15 protein-coding genes are annotated in these 15292 nt (G+C 63.4%); 8 read left to right on the top strand and 7 right to left on the bottom strand.

Annotation, left to right across the window (positions count from 1 at the left end; genetic code table 11):
• Nucleotides 1-409 precede the first annotated feature (409 nt).
• Nucleotides 410-1528, bottom strand: a complete 1119-nt coding sequence (locus tag ACIPPQ_RS00400; RefSeq protein ID WP_446542255.1) for a class II histone deacetylase — start codon at nt 1526-1528, stop codon at nt 410-412.
• Nucleotides 1529-1865: 337 nt separating this feature from the next.
• Between ACIPPQ_RS00400 and ACIPPQ_RS00395 the strand changes: the two genes are divergently transcribed.
• The 4 genes from ACIPPQ_RS00395 to ACIPPQ_RS00380 all read left to right on the top strand — a co-directional run bounded on the left by ACIPPQ_RS00395 (nt 1866) and on the right by ACIPPQ_RS00380 (nt 6043).
• On the top strand, nt 1866-3653 hold the full coding sequence (locus ACIPPQ_RS00395; protein WP_446542254.1) for an amidohydrolase: 1788 nt from the start codon (nt 1866-1868) through the stop codon (nt 3651-3653).
• A 195-nt stretch (nt 3654-3848) separates the two neighbouring features.
• The gene (locus ACIPPQ_RS00390; protein WP_446542253.1) at nt 3849-4676 is read left to right on the top strand and encodes a crotonase/enoyl-CoA hydratase family protein; all 828 of its coding nucleotides are present in this window, start codon (nt 3849-3851) and stop codon (nt 4674-4676) included.
• Nucleotides 4677-4769: 93 nt separating this feature from the next.
• Nucleotides 4770-5228 (top strand): OsmC family protein, encoded by a 459-nt coding sequence (locus ACIPPQ_RS00385; RefSeq protein ID WP_446542252.1) that lies wholly within the window; start codon nt 4770-4772, stop codon nt 5226-5228.
• Nucleotides 5225-6043, top strand: coding sequence for an enoyl-CoA hydratase (locus tag ACIPPQ_RS00380; RefSeq protein WP_446542251.1), 819 nt, complete (start codon nt 5225-5227; stop codon nt 6041-6043). The genes ACIPPQ_RS00385 and ACIPPQ_RS00380 overlap by 4 nt, the downstream gene beginning before the upstream one ends.
• Before the next feature lie 43 nt (nt 6044-6086).
• Here ACIPPQ_RS00380 and ACIPPQ_RS00375 read toward each other — a convergent pair whose 3' ends face one another.
• Nucleotides 6087-7058 carry a GlxA family transcriptional regulator gene (locus ACIPPQ_RS00375; protein ID WP_446542250.1) on the bottom strand — a complete coding sequence of 324 codons (972 nt, stop codon included), beginning with the start codon at nt 7056-7058 and terminating at the stop codon, nt 6087-6089.
• 99 nt (nt 7059-7157) lie between these two features.
• Between ACIPPQ_RS00375 and ACIPPQ_RS00370 the strand changes: the two genes are divergently transcribed.
• Nucleotides 7158-7706, top strand: a complete 549-nt coding sequence (locus tag ACIPPQ_RS00370) for a cysteine hydrolase family protein (protein ID WP_446542249.1) — start codon at nt 7158-7160, stop codon at nt 7704-7706.
• Between the two features lie 109 nt (nt 7707-7815).
• Here the strand turns inward: ACIPPQ_RS00370 and ACIPPQ_RS00365 are convergent, their stop codons facing one another.
• Nucleotides 7816-9114, bottom strand: coding sequence for an O-acetylhomoserine aminocarboxypropyltransferase/cysteine synthase family protein (locus tag ACIPPQ_RS00365; protein WP_056372921.1), 1299 nt, complete (start codon nt 9112-9114; stop codon nt 7816-7818).
• Between the two features lie 336 nt (nt 9115-9450).
• Here ACIPPQ_RS00365 and ACIPPQ_RS00360 point away from each other — a divergent pair, with 336 nt between their 5' ends.
• The gene (locus ACIPPQ_RS00360) at nt 9451-10449 is read left to right on the top strand and encodes an NAD(P)H-dependent flavin oxidoreductase (RefSeq protein ID WP_446542248.1); all 999 of its coding nucleotides are present in this window, start codon (nt 9451-9453) and stop codon (nt 10447-10449) included.
• Between the two features lie 105 nt (nt 10450-10554).
• Here the strand turns inward: ACIPPQ_RS00360 and ACIPPQ_RS00355 are convergent, their stop codons facing one another.
• Nucleotides 10555-11208 carry a TetR/AcrR family transcriptional regulator gene (locus tag ACIPPQ_RS00355; protein WP_446542247.1) on the bottom strand — a complete coding sequence of 218 codons (654 nt, stop codon included), beginning with the start codon at nt 11206-11208 and terminating at the stop codon, nt 10555-10557.
• A gap of 179 nt (nt 11209-11387) precedes the next feature.
• Between ACIPPQ_RS00355 and ACIPPQ_RS00350 the strand changes: the two genes are divergently transcribed.
• A complete protein-coding gene (locus tag ACIPPQ_RS00350) occupies nt 11388-12776 on the top strand; it encodes a flavin monoamine oxidase family protein (RefSeq protein WP_446542246.1) in 1389 nt (462 codons plus the stop codon).
• A 155-nt stretch (nt 12777-12931) separates the two neighbouring features.
• Here ACIPPQ_RS00350 and ACIPPQ_RS00345 read toward each other — a convergent pair whose 3' ends face one another.
• On the bottom strand, nt 12932-13789 hold the full coding sequence (locus ACIPPQ_RS00345; protein ID WP_446542245.1) for a helix-turn-helix domain-containing protein: 858 nt from the start codon (nt 13787-13789) through the stop codon (nt 12932-12934).
• Here ACIPPQ_RS00345 and ACIPPQ_RS00340 point away from each other — a divergent pair.
• A complete protein-coding gene (locus ACIPPQ_RS00340; RefSeq protein WP_446542244.1) occupies nt 13788-14135 on the top strand; it encodes a hypothetical protein in 348 nt (115 codons plus the stop codon). The two genes, ACIPPQ_RS00345 and ACIPPQ_RS00340, sit on opposite strands and share 2 nt — an antisense overlap.
• Before the next feature lie 176 nt (nt 14136-14311).
• Here ACIPPQ_RS00340 and ACIPPQ_RS00335 read toward each other — a convergent pair whose 3' ends face one another.
• Both ACIPPQ_RS00335 and ACIPPQ_RS00330 read right to left on the bottom strand, forming a co-directional pair.
• Nucleotides 14312-14713: a hypothetical protein gene (locus tag ACIPPQ_RS00335; RefSeq protein ID WP_446542243.1), complete on the bottom strand. Its 402-nt coding sequence runs from the start codon at nt 14711-14713 to the stop codon at nt 14312-14314.
• Between the two features lie 12 nt (nt 14714-14725).
• Nucleotides 14726-15232: a PaaI family thioesterase gene (locus tag ACIPPQ_RS00330; RefSeq protein WP_446542242.1), complete on the bottom strand. Its 507-nt coding sequence runs from the start codon at nt 15230-15232 to the stop codon at nt 14726-14728.
• Nucleotides 15233-15292: the final 60 nt, after the last annotated feature.

Here is a 15292-nt window from a genome sequence, read left to right as displayed (position 1 = left end):
GGATCGGACGACAAGCGCGAGACCTCGGCGAGCCGGCCCTCCGTGATGCGAAGCAGATCGACGCCGGGCTGCGGCAGTTTTGCGCCGTCGTGCTCCCCCGGAAAATTCGATTACCACCGAGATCAAATCTCGATTCGCGAGGAAGGGTCTAGCTTCGGTTATCGGGAAGCTTCCCTCGGACGCCCCATGATCTGACCGAGCCGACCGCGGACGGCGGCCAGGCGACAGGGGTGCCGGAAAGCGATTGTCGCCCGGCGGGGGCCAGACGATTGTCGGCGTCAACAGCGATCCAACGCATCATGGTCGCGTTGCTAGACCGCCAGAATATAGACCCTGGCAATGTCGATGTTCGTCATTTCGAGGCCGCCAATCGGTTGGCGTGTCGCACCCAGTGCGACACGCCGAGACCTCAGCTGTGGACGGGCACGCGGTCCAGGTTCACTGCAGCCGCCTCGATCGCGGCGCGTTGATGCGGCAGCACGTCCTGGCCGGCGACGAGCTTGTGATAATCGAGATGAGGGTCGACGACTTCGGTCGAGATTCCCGACAGCTCCTCGATGACCGCCAGACCGAAATATGGCACCGTCCAGCGAGAATATCCGCCCTCATGTAGAAAGGCCAGGCGCCCGCCGCAAATCTCGTCGGCAATGGCCATGAGCTTTTGGGTGAGCTGGCGATAGCCGTCCGAATGGACCATCATGCGGCCCATCGGATCCATGGCGCCCGCGTCGAAGCCGCTCGGTACGATGATGATGTCCGGGCGAAAAGCCCGGAGCGCCGGGATCACGATGCGATCATAAGCTTCGCAATAGGCCTCGGATCCCGAGCCGGCTGGCAGCGGGATGTTGAGATTGGTTCCGGTCGCCGCGCCGTCACCGATCTGTTCGATAAAGCCATCGTCGACCGGGTAAAGCCGCTCCTGATGAAGCGATATAGTGAGCGCGCGCGGTTCGTCATAAAGCGCGGCCTGGGTGCCGTTTCCGTGATGAACGTCCCAATCGACGAAAGCGATTCGCCCGGCGCCCCGCACGTCGAGCAGATGCCGCCCCGCGATCGCCGCATTGGAGAAGATGCAAAAGCCCATCGAGCGGTCGGGCCGGGCATGATGTCCTGCGGGCCGCAGCAACGCGTACACATTGTCGACCTCGCCCGCCATCACCGCGTCGACCGCGGCAATCGCGCCTCCTGCGGCAAGCGATGCGATCTCAAATGCCCCGAACGGGATCGGCGCATTGTCCTCAGAATCGCCACCGGTCGGATGGGCGGACAGCGCGACGACCGAGTCGATGTGGGCCGCCGTGTGGACGCGGCCGATATCTTCGGTGGTTGCGGCGGCGAAAGGAAGATCGACAAGTTTGTCGAGCAGCCCGCTGACGTCGACGAGATTGCGGAACCGACGCACGACCTGGGGATCGTAAACATGCTGGTCCGGTTGCATGTGATATGCCTGCGCGGGGATAATGCCGCCATAATTGCCCAGTTCGAACCAGGCAAATTTTTCATTCCAGATAAAACCGGTCTTGCGCACGGGCATTCCCCTTCCAGATCGAGGCGCCGCCCCGCTAGACGCTAAGGGCGGCTGTTGAATCGACGGTACCAGGCGGACTCGCCCCGCCGTCTGTCTCGACCAATATCATATTCAGTGAACAAAATTAGTCGAGTGAATAATATCTGGCTTGACCCCGGCGTACGCGTACGTCACGCTGCAACGCCGACGAGCGCATTATGTTCGCAAGGTCTGAGACAGGACCGCCGGTCGTTTCGCCCTTTCCGCCTGCGCCTTTGCCGGCCTGATCAAGGGATGGCGCGGATCGGAGACCGAGCAGGATGCGGGTGCGAAGTTCGGCAAGCGACGGGAGAATGTCATGCGACGCATCGAACATCGGCTCTGCCACGCCTCAAGGTCAGGCTTCGACCACTTCCGCCTGTCGGCAAAGTGCGGGCTTGCCCTCTTTGCCCTCGGCGTGGCGGCGGCGCTTCCGGCCATGGGCCAGGAAGCCGACAATGCTGCCGTCCAGCATACACCGCTCGCCGACACAATTTTGATTAACGGCCGGATTTTTACCGCCGATGCCTTCTCGAGCACGGCGGAAGCGGTCGCGATCGCCGACGGCAAGTTCCTCGTCGTCGGCAGCAACGACGCGGTCCGTGCGACCGCAGGACCCGGCACCAAAGTGATCGATCTCAAGGGCCGGATGGCGATGCCGGGGATCACCGACATGCACATCCATCCTGTCCGCGGCGGGCTCGCCGAGCGCACCTATTGCAAATTCTCCGAAAGCGCCCCGATCGGAGAACTGCTCGCGATCGTTGGCAAATGCGCTGCGGCCAAGAAACCCGGCGAGTGGATCGAAGGCGCGGAATGGAACTCTGTCCTCGCCCCCACGCTCGACAAGGCGATGCTCGATCATGTGGCGCCCGACAACCCGGTCTATCTCCATGACAACACGAATCATGTGGTCTGGGTCAATTCGGCGGCGCTGACAGCCGCGCGCGTCGATCGCAGCACGGTTCCAAAGCCGGGCGGGACGATCGTGCGCGATCCCCAAACAGGCGAGCCGACCGGCATTTTCCGCGAGTCTGCGATGGGGCTGATTTTCAGCGCGAAGCCCAAGCCCGACAAAGCAACGATCGAGGCGGCGGCGCAATCGGTGTTCGGCAAGCTGAACGCGTTCGGCGTAACAAGCATCCAATCGGCGCAGGCGAGCGCAGAAGAAGTCGCGGCCTTTCGCAATCTCGAGACGGAAGGCAAGCTCACAGTTCGGGTTCGGACCCAGTGGGATTTCAACCCGAACCTAGCCCCCGCCCCTCCCGCTGCTATGCTCGGGCGGTTCGACAGCCGCGAGGAGCGCGGGCCACAAACCGAATTGATCGATCCGGACGGCGCCAAGATCTACGCCGACGGCATCGCGCTGGGCGCAGGGTCCCCCTATCTCGAACCTTATGCGATGGCGCCGACTTATGGACACGCCGCAATCGACCGGATGGCCCTGTTCGATGCCGTCCTTCAGATGGACCGGCTCGGTCTGGCGATCATGATCCATGCCATGGGCGATGCGGCAGTGCGCACGTCGCTCGACGCGATCGAGGCGGCGCGGCGTGCGAACGGCACCCGCGGACGACGACATGTCATTGCGCACACGTTCAGCGTCGACCGCGCGGACCGGGGACGGGCACGCGCTCTCGACGTCGTTTTCGAAAATTCGCCGCCCGTGGTGCTGTTTCCTAACGATCTCATGGCCAGCACCGAAGGAGTCCTCGGCCGAAAGCGTCTTCGCGAAACATCTCCGATCCGTTCACTGCTCGATGCCGGAGACGTCGTGGCCTATGGCAGCGACTGGGACAATATTCCCGAGCCTGACCCCTGGCTCGCGCTGCAGGCGCTCGTGACCCGCCAGAACCCGGGCGCACCGGACCGCGGATATATCGGCCGCGGCGAGGCGGTTGACCTGATTACCGGCCTGGAAATTTTAACGATCAACGGTGCCTTCGGACTTGGCCTCGAAAAGCGGACCGGCTCGATCGAAGTCGGGAAGGACGCGGACCTGATCGTCCTCGACCAGAATCTCTTCACGGTGCCGCCCGATCTCATCCGCAACACGAAGGTCTTGCACACGATCCTCCGCGGCAAATCGGTTTTCGTCAGACGATGAACTCGCCGGGCTCGCCCGAACCGGGACGAAGAGCCCTCCGCTCCGGCGCTTCGGCGGACCGCGCCGCCGCGACCCGCCGCCGCCGCGCCAGACCCGCGCAACGTCGGACAGCGGGCGCCAAGCGCCGCTCCGCCTGTCCGAACGCCGGGCGCGCCGACGCCTCAACGACATACCCGGCGACCTGAAAGGAACAAGATGTCTTTCCAATATCTCAAGACAGCAGAAATTGGCGCCGTGGGTGTCGTTACGCTCGACCGAGCCAGCAAGCGCAACGCGATCGACGAAGCGACGCTGGCCGAGATCGAGGAATATTTTTCGTCGGTTCCCGATCATATCAAGGCGATCCTGCTGAAGGCGGAAGGCGAACATTTCTGCGCCGGTCTCGATCTCAAGGAGCATTTTGACAAGAAAAGGACACCGGTCGAGTTCATGCGCGTTTGCCAAGGCTGGCACCGCGCCTTCGACAAGATCCAGTTCGGCGGAATCCCGGTCATTGCTTGCCTGCAGGGCGCTGTCGTCGGCGGAGGCCTGGAGCTCGCGAGCGCGGCGCATGTCCGCGTCGCCGATGTCAGCACCTATTTCGCCCTGCCAGAGGGCACGCGCGGGATTTTCACCGGCGGCGGCGCGACGGTCCGCACAGCCCGCATTGTTTCGGCCCCGCGCATGGTCGAAATGATGCTGACAGGCCGGATCGTCGACGTCCATGAGGGGCATCGGCTGGGGCTCGCCCACCATGTCTGCGATCCTGCCAGGGGCGACATGCCAGCGGCGGAATTCGCACTCGAGCTGGCGCAGAAAATCGCTGGCAACGCGCCGCTCTCCAACTATGCGATGGTCACCTCGATCAGCCGGATTGCCGACATGTCCACGACCGATGGTCTGTTCGCCGAGGGCTTGATGATTGCCGTCGTCCAGAGCGGCGACGAGGTCCAGCAGCGCGTCGGTGAATTCGTCGCAAAAAAGGCCGCGAAGGTGAAACCAGATTCGGGCGCCGGCCTCGCGCCGCAAAGGCTGCCCGGGTAAGCGAAGATATGCCTTTAGGGCTAGCGCCAAACATGCGCCTCGCAGTCACCTGTTTCCAGCCGGCTGCCCGCCGCTCACGTAAAGGATGAAGATATGTCGACACATGTGGCATTGCTCGACTGGCGCCGCACGGCGCATCCGATCGATACGTCCACCTACAGCCGCAACCACATCGTCACGCTCAATGGCGGTCAGGCTCTCGCCGTTTCAGCGCCGGCCGCGTTCGGGGGCGACCCGGTGTGCGCCGATCCCGAGCAACTGCTGGTGGGCGCCGTGTCCAGCTGCCACATGCTGGTCTTTCTCGCGGTTGCCGAGCAGGAAGGGTTTACGGTCGAGGCCTATGAAGATCGCGCCATCGGCCATCTTGAGAAAAACTCGGCCGGGAAATTGGTGGTAAGCCGCATCGAGTTGCATCCAGCCATCCGCTTCGGCGGCGACGAACGTCTAAGCGCCGCCGCGATCGACCGGATGCATGCCGCGGCCCACACGAATTGTTTCATCGGTAACTCGGTCACCGCCGACGTCGTCGTGCGCGCGAGGCCCGGCCGGTGACCGCTCCGACCCCCTGCGAGCCCCTGGTTATCGTCACGCGTACCGGCGGCAGGATCGACCTTTGCCTCAATCGGCCGCTGCAGTTCAACGCGCTCAGCGAGGACATGCTGAGCGCGCTTGAACAGGAACTGATGGCTATCCGGCACGACGACACGGCTCGCTGCGTAGTTATCTCCGGCGCTGGAAAGGCCTTTTGCGCGGGACATGACCTGCGGCAGATGCAGGCTTCTCCATCGCTCGACTATTATCGGCGGCTCTTCGCGCAGTGCACGGTCGTGATGGAAGCGATAACCGCGCTCCCCGTTCCGGTGATCGCCCGCGTCCACGGGATCGCGACGGCTGCGGGTTGCCAGCTCGTTGCAAGCTGCGACCTCGCGGTCGCGTCATGCGCGGCCCGGTTCGCCGTCTCGGGAATCAACGTCGGATTGTTCTGCTCGACCCCCGCCGTCGCCTTGTCGCGAACCATCGCACCGAAGCGCGCGTTCGAAATGCTCGCGACAGGGCGCTTCATCGACGCAGAAACCGCCGCCGACTGGGGGCTTGTCAACGATGCCGTTCCCGAGCAGCAACTCGACGACCGAATCGCCGCGCTGGTCCGCGAGATCGAGGCGAAAAGCGCCGCGGCGCTCCGGCACGGAAAAGCCCTCTTCTATGCGCAGCAGGAGATCGCGCGCGGCGATGCCTATCGTCTTGCCGCCGAGGTCATGGCCCAAAATATGATGGAAGATGACGCGGCGGAGGGCATCGCGGCGTTCCTCGAAAAACGCCAGCCTCGATATGGCGCCCGACGGGACAAGCGAGACGACCGCCCCTGATCCGAAGGGGTTGATGCGAAGCGGCGGTCTTCTTCGAGGCCGATTAGGCCCGAAAGCGTTGCCGATACTCGTTCGGCGTCAAGCCAACAATCCGCACGAAGGCCCGTCGCAGAGCACTGGCGTCGGCATATCCCACATCCCATGCGATACGTTCCAGCGGCCGGGTGCTGAACTGGAGCATCTCCTGCGCTTTCCCGATCCTTATTCGTTGGCAATAAGCGGTCGACGTCAAGCCGGTGGCCTTCTGGAAGCGGCGCAGGAATGTCCGCACCTCCAGACCCGCCTGGCTTGCCAGCGCGGACAGGCTCATATCGCTCGCTCCGGTCTTCTGAAGCCAATGCTGAACCCGCAGAACGGCCTCGTCGCCATGGTCCATGCGCGGCGCAAAGGGGCTGTAGTAGCGCTGCTCGCGCCCCGGCGAGTCAACGAGAAGTTGGCGCGCGGTATCGATCATGATCGTAGGACCAAGGAAGCGACTGACAAGGGTCAGTCCGAGATCCGTCCATGCCATCACCCCGCCCACCGTGATGATGTCGCCATCATCGATGATCAGGCGGTCGGTTTCCACGCGCGCGATCTCAGGAAAGCGCGAATGCAACAGGGCGCCATAGCCCCAGTGGGTGGTGACGGTCCGCCCTGCAAATGCGCCCGCCTCTCCAAGAACGAGCGCGCCCGCGCATATCGACGCGAGGATCACACCGGCCGCGTGCCGTTCCTTGAGCCAGCTCGCGTAGCGCACGGCCGCGGCGGGCTCGATCGGCGCGCCCAATGCCGGCGGCAAAATCAGAACGCGCGGCATGCCATCCCCCCGCTCGAGACTGTCATACACCCGGGATGGGACAAGGGCCCGCTCGTCGAGCTTCCAGTGGCTGATTCGAAGCCGTGGTCCGTCGGCACCCCTGGTTCGCGCCAGACCGTCCGCAACCATGAAGAGGTCGCTCAGTCCGAGTATCGCCGCCATCTGGGCGCCCGCATAATCGACGATGCCGATTTCAATCACTTCATTCGCGTGCATGTCGTTACCGGCCCCGATTTTGTCGCTTGTGGCCGTTCAAATATGCGCGCGCGACCGCCAGTTTGGAAGGGTCTCGAAACTCGAACCAAGGTAAAACCCATGAGCGATCCCGCAATTATCGTCATCGACCTGCAGAATGAATATTGGCCCACGGGCAATGTGCCGCTCGAGGGTGTCGATGCGGCCGCCGCCAACGCTGCGCGCGTGCTCGACAAGACGCGCGCCGATGGCGGCTTCATCGTGCACGTCCAGCATCTGTCCGGCGATCCAAGCATGCCCATCTTCCAGCCGGGCAGCGAAGGCGCCGAAATCAACGCCGCTGTGCGCCCGGCCGAGGGCGAGCCGCTTGTGCAGAAATATTATCCGAACGCATTCCGGGACACCGGACTGAAGCAGATCCTCGACGAGAAGGGCGTCAAGGATGTCGTGATCGTCGGCGCGATGAGCCACATGTGCGTCGCCGCAACCGCACGCGCCGCCGCCGATTTCGGCTATGGCGTGACGGTTCTGCACGATGCCTGCGCGACCCGCGAGGTCGATTTCGATGGCGTTACGGTGCCGGCAGCGCATGTCCATGCCGCCAATATGTCGGCGCTCGCCTATGCTTATGGCTCGGTCATTCCCACGAACGACTATCTCGCTCGATAGCAGAACCGATGACCGGCGAGCGGACGCGCTGTCCCTCGCCGGTCATTGACCTCAGCGCATCCCGGATACGGCGGCCGCCGGGCGAATCCCGTGCAATACCGGCGGCGGTTCAGCCAGACGCCTTGTCAAGCGCCTGGGCGAGATCGGCGAGAATATCGTCGATATGTTCGAGGCCAATCGACAAGCGGACATAGCCCGGCGATACGCCGGTGGCAGCCTGTTCGCTTTCGGACAGCTGCGAATGGGTGGTCGATGCCGGATGAATCGCGAGGCTCCGGGCGTCGCCGATATTGGCGACATGATAAAAGAGCGCGAGCGCATCGATGAAGCGTCGCCCGGCCTCGCGTCCGCCGGCCAGCTCGAACCCTAGCAGACCGCCCAGACCGCCAGTCAGATAGAAGCGGGCGCGCTCGGCCTCGACGCCCGTCTGGACCGAGGGGTGGATGATGCGGACGACATCGGACCGCGTCTGGAGATAAGCCGCCACCTTGACGGCATTCTCGCAGTGACGCGGCATGCGCAGCGGCAGTGTCTCGAGCCCCTGAAGCAGTTGAAAGGCGTTGAAGGGAGACAGGGCCGCACCGAGGTCGCGCAGAAGCACGGTTCGCGCGCGAAGCGCGTAGGCAATCGGCCCCAACGGTCTTGCCGCCTCAGTCCAGACGACGCCATGATAGCTGGGATCCGGCGTATTGAGCATCGGTTGCCGTTCCGGCAACGCGCTCCAGTCGAAATTCCCGCCATCGACGATCATGCCGCCGATCGATGTGCCGTGGCCCCCGATATATTTGGTCGTCGAATAGACGATGATCGCGGCGCCATGGTCGAACGGGCGCGCCAGCAAAGGCGCGGCCGTATTATCGACAATGAGCGGGATGCCGAGCGGCCGACCGAGCGCCGCGATTTCGGCGATCGGGCAGACGACCAGTTTCGGGTTCGGCAAAGTCTCGGCATACCAGGCGCGGGTTCGATCGTCGCTGGCTCTTGCAAAGGCCTCCGGGTCGGCGGGGTCGACGAACCGGACCTCAAGGCCCTGGTTCTTCAAGGTGTTCGCGAAGAGATTATAGGTACCGCCGTAAAGGTCGGTGCCGCTGACGATATTATCGCCGGCGCACGCGAGATTCTGGACCGCATAAGCGGAAGCCGCCTGGCCCGATGCCACCGCGACGGCCGCCGCCCCGCCCTCGAGCGCGGCGATGCGCTTCTCAAGAATGTCGGTCGTGGGGTTGCCGATCCGGGTGTAGATATTTCCGAGCTCTTCCAGCGCGAACAGCCGCGCGGCATGGTCCGCGTCCTGAAACTGGTAGGAGGTGCTCTGGTAGATCGGCGGTGCGACGACGCCGGTAGCCGGGTCGGCGCGCCAGCCCGCATGCAGCGCGAGGGTTTCGGGGTGCAGTGTTCGATCAGTCAAATTCGGTCCCTCTTCATGCCGGCGGAGCGAGCGGGTCGCTGCCGATTTGCTTTGCCGTGCAGTGACCGCTCGGACGCTGGAGCCCCTGCGGCGACTGAGAAATGAAACCGGCATCACCACGCAGTAACGCGGGTCACGACCCCTGGAAAAATTCCAGACGATATGCCGATGCGTAGCCAAGCAAGGTCGGGTTCGAACGTGGGGACGCCGAGCCGAGCAGCGCTTGGGTGAGGCCCGATAACATAAAAACCGTGTGGACTGACCAAAAATCGTCGAAGCCGACTTTACGCGAAGAATCTGGGGGCACATACGGCATGAACCGTCAATCAGGGGGACATGATGCGTACCACGATCTGCGATCAGCTCGGTATTGAGGTGCCGATCATTCAAGCGCCGATGGGCGGTGCGAGTTGCCCGGCGCTGGCAGCCGCGGTCAGCAACGCGGGAGGATTTGGGATGCTCGCCCTGTCATGGCACTCTCCCGACGGCGTACGCGAGGAAATCCGTCGCACAAAGATGCTTACATCGCGCCCCTTTGGCGTGAATCTCATTCTCGCATTCCCCCAGGATGAGCGACTAGCCGTGTGTCTTGAAGAGGGGGTGCCGCTGATTTCCTTCTTCTGGGGCGATCCGGCGCCGTTCGTCGAGCGCGTGCATGAGGCGGGCGCGCTCGTTGCTTCAACGGTCAGCTCTGCCGCCGAAGCGCGTCTGGCAGCTCGCGCCGGGGTCGATATTCTGGTGGCGCAAGGTTGGGAGGCCGGCGGGCATGTGCGCGGCGAGATCGCAACGCTTCCCCTGGTGCGATCGGTGGTCGAAGCCGTGGGTTCACGCCCTGTGCTGGCAGCAGGCGGCATCGTCGATGGCGCTGGCGTTGCGGCAATATTGGCAATGGGGGCCTCGGGCGCCTGGGTCGGGACGCGCTTTCTCGCTAGCGAGGAAGCCTCAGTGCATCCGCGCTACCAGGAACTGTTGCTGGCGGCGGATGAAACGGCGACCGTGCACACGAGCCTGTTCGACATCGGGTGGCCTGATGCCCCGCACCGCATATTGCGCAACTCGACCTATGAAATGTGGGAGGCAGCGGGACGTCCGGTAACGGGGACGCGGCCGGGCGAAAATGAAACGCTGGCGACGGGTTCCTTCGGTCGGATGCTCAGATATAGCTCCACCACCCCTGGACCCGATGCCGAAGGCGACATCGAAGGGCTGTCGCTCTGGTCGGGTCAAGGCGTCGGACGCATCGAGACGATCCTCCCTGCGGCCGCTATCGTCAGAGAATTGACCGAAGATTGCGACAGGATATTGCGGGACCTTGCGCGGTCGGCCGCAGCCTGACGGAGATCCGGCGGGCAAGGCTTCGATAAGGCCGGATTATTGCGCATTGCCGCTGGCGGCATAGCACCCTTGGCGCCGCCCGATCTGTCGGCGACGCCTCCCCCTTCAACGCGCCGCGGAGCGTTGGCCAGGTGACGCTAAGTCCCGCGCAGGAAGTGGGCCATGGATGACACCTGCCAAGATCAGGTCGACATAGCTGGCGGACGGCGCCCAAGGATATTCGCTGACGGTAATCCTCATGTGCGCGATGCCGGTGAGAGCGCAGTTCAACGCCTCGGCCGCGGCGGTGCAGTCGATATCCGGCGTTCCGCGCGCCGCGGCAATCAAGGGCGCCAGGCGCATGTAGGATGCCACGACATCGGTCTCGGAGATGAACCAATTGGGATCCCCGCGCTCGCGGCGATCTTCGACGAGAAACACGAGGCGATAGAGATCCGGATGCTCCAGCCAATAGTCTACGATGCTGTTGGCCACGAGACTCAAGCGCTGGACCGGCTCCGCCGGGGCGCGCTCCGCCTTCCGCATAGCCGCGAACAAAGGATCAAAGGCCATCGACCAGAGGGCCCGAACGATGGCGATCTTGTTCGGAAAATAGCCATATAGCGTCATAGTGGGCAAGCCGACACGCTTCGCGATGAGGCGCATGCTCAGTCCTTGCACGCCTTTTTCCTCGTACAGCTCGCGCGCGACTGCGACGATCCGCTGCCGGGTGCGGTCGCGTACATCCACGCGCGCTTCTGCATTTTTCGACTCTGCCAAAACCGTTTCCTTGACGCTTTGTCATTCCCAGGCGTATGCATCGGTACGCGTACGGACATAAACCTCGGCGCACCGGAGTCTAGAGGCTTTGGCGCCAAAGCATGAGAGTGACAATGGACCGGGAGAAAAAGAAGATCTCACGTCGTCAAGCCATCGCAGTCACCGCCGGAGCCGCAACCGTGGCTGGTCTCGGGCCGACCGCGGCGTCGGCATCTGCTACAAAACAGACCATGGTCGATGTGGTCGTGGTGGGCGCGGGGTTCGCAGGCCTCACCGCCGCGCGGGCGCTGCGCAAAGCCGGACGCTCGGTCGTTGTGCTCGAAGCGGACAACCGCGTCGGGGGCCGCACGAAACCAGCGACGCTGGCCGGCGAAAGGATCGACATCGGTGGCCAATGGGTGGGCCCCACCCAGACGCATCTCCTCGCGCTGGCAGCGCATTATGGGGTCACGACCGAGCAGCAATATGATTTCGGCGACAATGTGATCGATATCTGCGGTCGCAAGGCGCGATACAAGGGGGAAACGCCGGGCCTCGCCCCGTCCGATCTTGAAGAATTCGGCGGTATTGTCGCGAAACTTGATAGCCTCGCCGGGGAAATCGAGATGCCGCGGCCCTGGCTGGCGCCTTCGGCAGCCGAATGGGATGCGCAGACGGTGGAAAGCTGGATCCGAGCCAACACGTCTGGCGAACCCACCCGTGAAATGTTGCGCGGGGTCACGCGCGCCGTTTTTTCGTGCGAAGCGAACGAAATTTCCTTCCTCTTCTATCTTGCCTATATTGCATCCGCGGGCAGTCTTGAGGCGCTCATTGGGACAAGGGGCGGCGCACAGGACAAGCTTTTCACTGGAAGCGTCTGGCAGATCGCGGCGAAGATGGCCGACGAGCTGGGCGACGCCGTCGTCCTCGGTTCCCCGGTGTCCCGCATCGAGCAGGACAAGGACGGCGTCACCGTCACGGCGCCGAACGGGACATGGCGAGCGAAGCGCATCATCGTTACTGCGCCGCCCGCGATGGCGGCGCGCATCGATTATTCGCCGCCCCTTCCGGCGCGCCGCGACGGCCTCTCGCAGCGGATGCCCATGGGCTGTGTGATCAAGGTCGCCGTCGCGTACAAGACCGCCTTCTGGCGCGAACAGGGATATTCTGGGCTTGTCGTCTCCGACCGGACGGAGTTCGGTCCGTGGTTCGATCGCGGCACCACGCTCACAAAGGGCGGCGCGCTGGTGGGATTCTTCGACGGCGGGCCGGCGCAGCGCTGGGCTGACAGGTCGGCCGAGGAGCGCCGCGCGCGCGTGCTTGACGATATCGCGCTCTACTTTGGGGATGTTGCCCGCTCGCCTGTCGATTATGTCGAAGAGGTCTGGACCCTCTCCGAGCATCATCGCGGCGGTTATGTGGCCGTGCCCGGGCCTGGGGTGCTGACGGGCTTCGGGTCCGCGCTGATCGAGCCGGTAGGGCGCATCCATTGGGCCGGGACTGAGACCGCCGACGCCTGGGTCGGCTACATCGACGGCGCTATCCGGTCGGGCGAGCGCGTGGCCGCGGACGTGTCGGCGTTGGTGTAGCGTTAACCCGCCCGGCGCAACCGGTCCGACCATGAGCGGGAAACATTCGCTCGGTCGAACCCTATAGCCCGCTCTTCCCGGACCTTCTCCGCGATCATATGGGCTGCCGGAGACGCCCAAAGGGGTCATCGTTGCGCCGCGGCGACACGCGATATTTACACCACGCAGTTCCGCCCTTCGGTGGGCGACAAGCCGAATGTGGCGCGATACTGACGCGAGAAATGGGCCGCGTCAGCGAAGCCTGCGTCAAGACCTGCGACGCCCAGGGCTTCCCCTTCGCCGATCAGACGCGCGGCATGCTTCAGCGCTGCCCAGTTTTTGTATGCGCGAAACGTCATTCCGGTTTGCTGCTTAAACCGCCGCAACATGGTCGTCCGTTCCAGTCGCGCAATCCTGCTTGCCTCGATCTCGCCCAGGCGCATCATGGGATCGAAGTCGATCCGGTGCCGGATCGCCGAAATGGCAGGGTCGCTTAGCGGCTCGGCAAATCCAAGACAGTCGACAAGATCGGCCGCACTATTCACGGACCAGCGATCGATCTGATCTTCCAATATCCGCACGGCCGGCTTGGGAAGGGCGCGGGCGCCGTGCCGGCGACCCTGATGAGGCGCGAGATAGATGACCTCGGCGATGCCGCCATGGAAATCGACAACATGCGCCCAGTTGGGATCGACAAGAATGGCATCGCCCCAAACAGCGCCGTTCGACGTCTCGATCGACAGCGAGCGCTCGCGGCCAAAGAGAACGCAGGCCGCGAGATTGGAATGCACCTGCGTTCGTGTTGCCCGCACGCGCACGCGGGCCGTCGCGCCAACCTCTTCAAGCATGTTCTTCCACCGCAACATCGCAAACGCGCCGTCACCAAATGCACGTTTATTCAAGGATACCGACACCAAAGGCCCTAGGTCCCGATCAACAGGAGGACCAAGAATGACAAGTCTTGAAAGCGCAAAATTTCTCGCCCTGAGCGGGTCCATTTCGATCTTTTTCTCCGCCTGGATCGGGGTGATCATGTTGTTCCCCCGCCGTCCGAACCGCGATGCAGGCGAGGCGGGCGGCGTCAATTTCAAGCAGATCGGCGCGGCGCACATCGACTGGATGATGCTCGGTCTGATGCAGGGACTGGCGGGGCTGCTGATCCTGTTGTTCGCCATCACGCCAGCGCCCTATGTCCTGTGGCTGATGGCATTCGGTGCCTGGCTCAACCCTCTGCCCTATGTCTTTCGGGCATTTGGCATAAACGCCTTCGTGTTTGCCGGGGGTCCGGTTCAGCGCAGCGCCGCCACGCTGGGCGGCCTTTCGAGCACGGCCATCCTGGTGAGTTGGTCGCTGATTTTCTGGTCGATTGCGTCGCGTTAACGAGAGGGGCTGTTGAAGATAGTCGGCAAAGCGCCCGCCTGTTGAAACGGGTCGGCGTATGCCGGGCAGCAACAGCATCGAGCCCGGCCGATTTCGGGCCCATCGTGAGAGGGCGGGCGTGGGGCGCGACTGCCAATGATCGGTTCGCGAACCCATTGTCGCTTCCCGCCCCATAGCTATTTGCGCTCGACAATGAGCAGCACGCAATCGCCGTCTCCGGCATTTCTGACCTTGTGAATACTGCCTTTCGGATTGAATCCAGCCTCGCCCTGCTTGCGCTCGAACGCACCGCTTTGTCCGCTTGGAATCTGCCCTTCGAGCTTGCAGTCCGTGAGCGCGTAGTTGACCAGGTCGCCATGGTGCGTGTGCCACGCGTCGCTCTGCCCCGGTTTCCATCGTGCCAGGATGACCCGAAAATGATCGTCCTCCCCGATCAGCTGGTAAACATCCGGCGAGGCTTCATAAGCATGGCTGTTCGCCGACAATGGCAGGGCGATTTGGGCATGGGCTGCGAGGCCCGCCCCGAAGATCGCTGCGGGCAGGGCGAATGCACGCAAGACTGGCCGAATTTGTATCATTGCACATCTCCTTCAAGATCGGAGTAGAGGCGCTTCCGTTCCCTTGCGGATGGTGCCGGAGAAGCTGGCGACAATATGTCTGTCGTCTTCGCCCTGGACGACGAGCCCGCGGAGAAAAATCAGGCGCTTGGTCTGGCGTATCATTTCAACAACGGCATCGAGTGGTTCGCCAAGGCGGCCGGCACCGACGAACTGTAGCGAGAGATCAAGCGTAACCGAACGCGCCGCGCTGAGCGATCCGAACTGGTGGCATGCGGTGAAGAGGGCGATATCGACGAGGCTCACGATAGCTGCGCCATGCACATTGTCGCCGAGATTGCTGTGTTTGCGTTCGGGAACCATCCGCACCCGTGCACGCGGGCGACCGTCTTCAGTCGGAGGATCTACGCGCACCATCAGCGGCTCGATGGCGCTGTTGAAACGCGTTGAGTCGTTGAGGTCCCAGCTCCGCCAGCCGCCGCCGAGCTCCTCGGCGGTAAAATGCTCGCGGTGGCCCTTCTGTTCGGCGCCGTCATTCATGGCCTGGCAGCATCGCTCCTGATTTGTTGCGCATGAGCCGGCGGGGATAAGCCCGCCGGC

This window comes from Sphingopyxis sp. LARHCG72, from assembly GCF_052871675.1.
Note: the sequence above shows the minus strand (reverse complement) of the source record. Positions and strands in the feature narration are given on the sequence as shown.

What these genes read in the sequence shown, in the direction of transcription:
- ACIPPQ_RS00395 (WP_446542254.1), top strand. Translation starts at nt 1,866, where the DNA reads ATGCGACGCATCGAACATCGGCTCTGCCACGCCTCAAGGTCAGGCTTC.
- ACIPPQ_RS00390 (WP_446542253.1), top strand. Translation starts at nt 3,849, where the DNA reads ATGTCTTTCCAATATCTCAAGACAGCAGAAATTGGCGCCGTGGGTGTC.
- ACIPPQ_RS00385 (WP_446542252.1), top strand. Translation starts at nt 4,770, where the DNA reads ATGTCGACACATGTGGCATTGCTCGACTGGCGCCGCACGGCGCATCCG.
- ACIPPQ_RS00375 (WP_446542250.1), bottom strand. Translation starts at nt 7,058, where the DNA reads ATGCACGCGAATGAAGTGATTGAAATCGGCATCGTCGATTATGCGGGC.
- ACIPPQ_RS00370 (WP_446542249.1), top strand. Translation starts at nt 7,158, where the DNA reads ATGAGCGATCCCGCAATTATCGTCATCGACCTGCAGAATGAATATTGG.
- ACIPPQ_RS00360 (WP_446542248.1), top strand. Translation starts at nt 9,451, where the DNA reads ATGATGCGTACCACGATCTGCGATCAGCTCGGTATTGAGGTGCCGATC.
- ACIPPQ_RS00340 (WP_446542244.1), top strand. Translation starts at nt 13,788, where the DNA reads ATGTTGTTCCCCCGCCGTCCGAACCGCGATGCAGGCGAGGCGGGCGGC.
- ACIPPQ_RS00345 (WP_446542245.1), bottom strand. Translation starts at nt 13,789, where the DNA reads ATGATCACCCCGATCCAGGCGGAGAAAAAGATCGAAATGGACCCGCTC.
- ACIPPQ_RS00335 (WP_446542243.1), bottom strand. Translation starts at nt 14,713, where the DNA reads ATGATACAAATTCGGCCAGTCTTGCGTGCATTCGCCCTGCCCGCAGCG.
- ACIPPQ_RS00330 (WP_446542242.1), bottom strand. Translation starts at nt 15,232, where the DNA reads ATGAATGACGGCGCCGAACAGAAGGGCCACCGCGAGCATTTTACCGCC.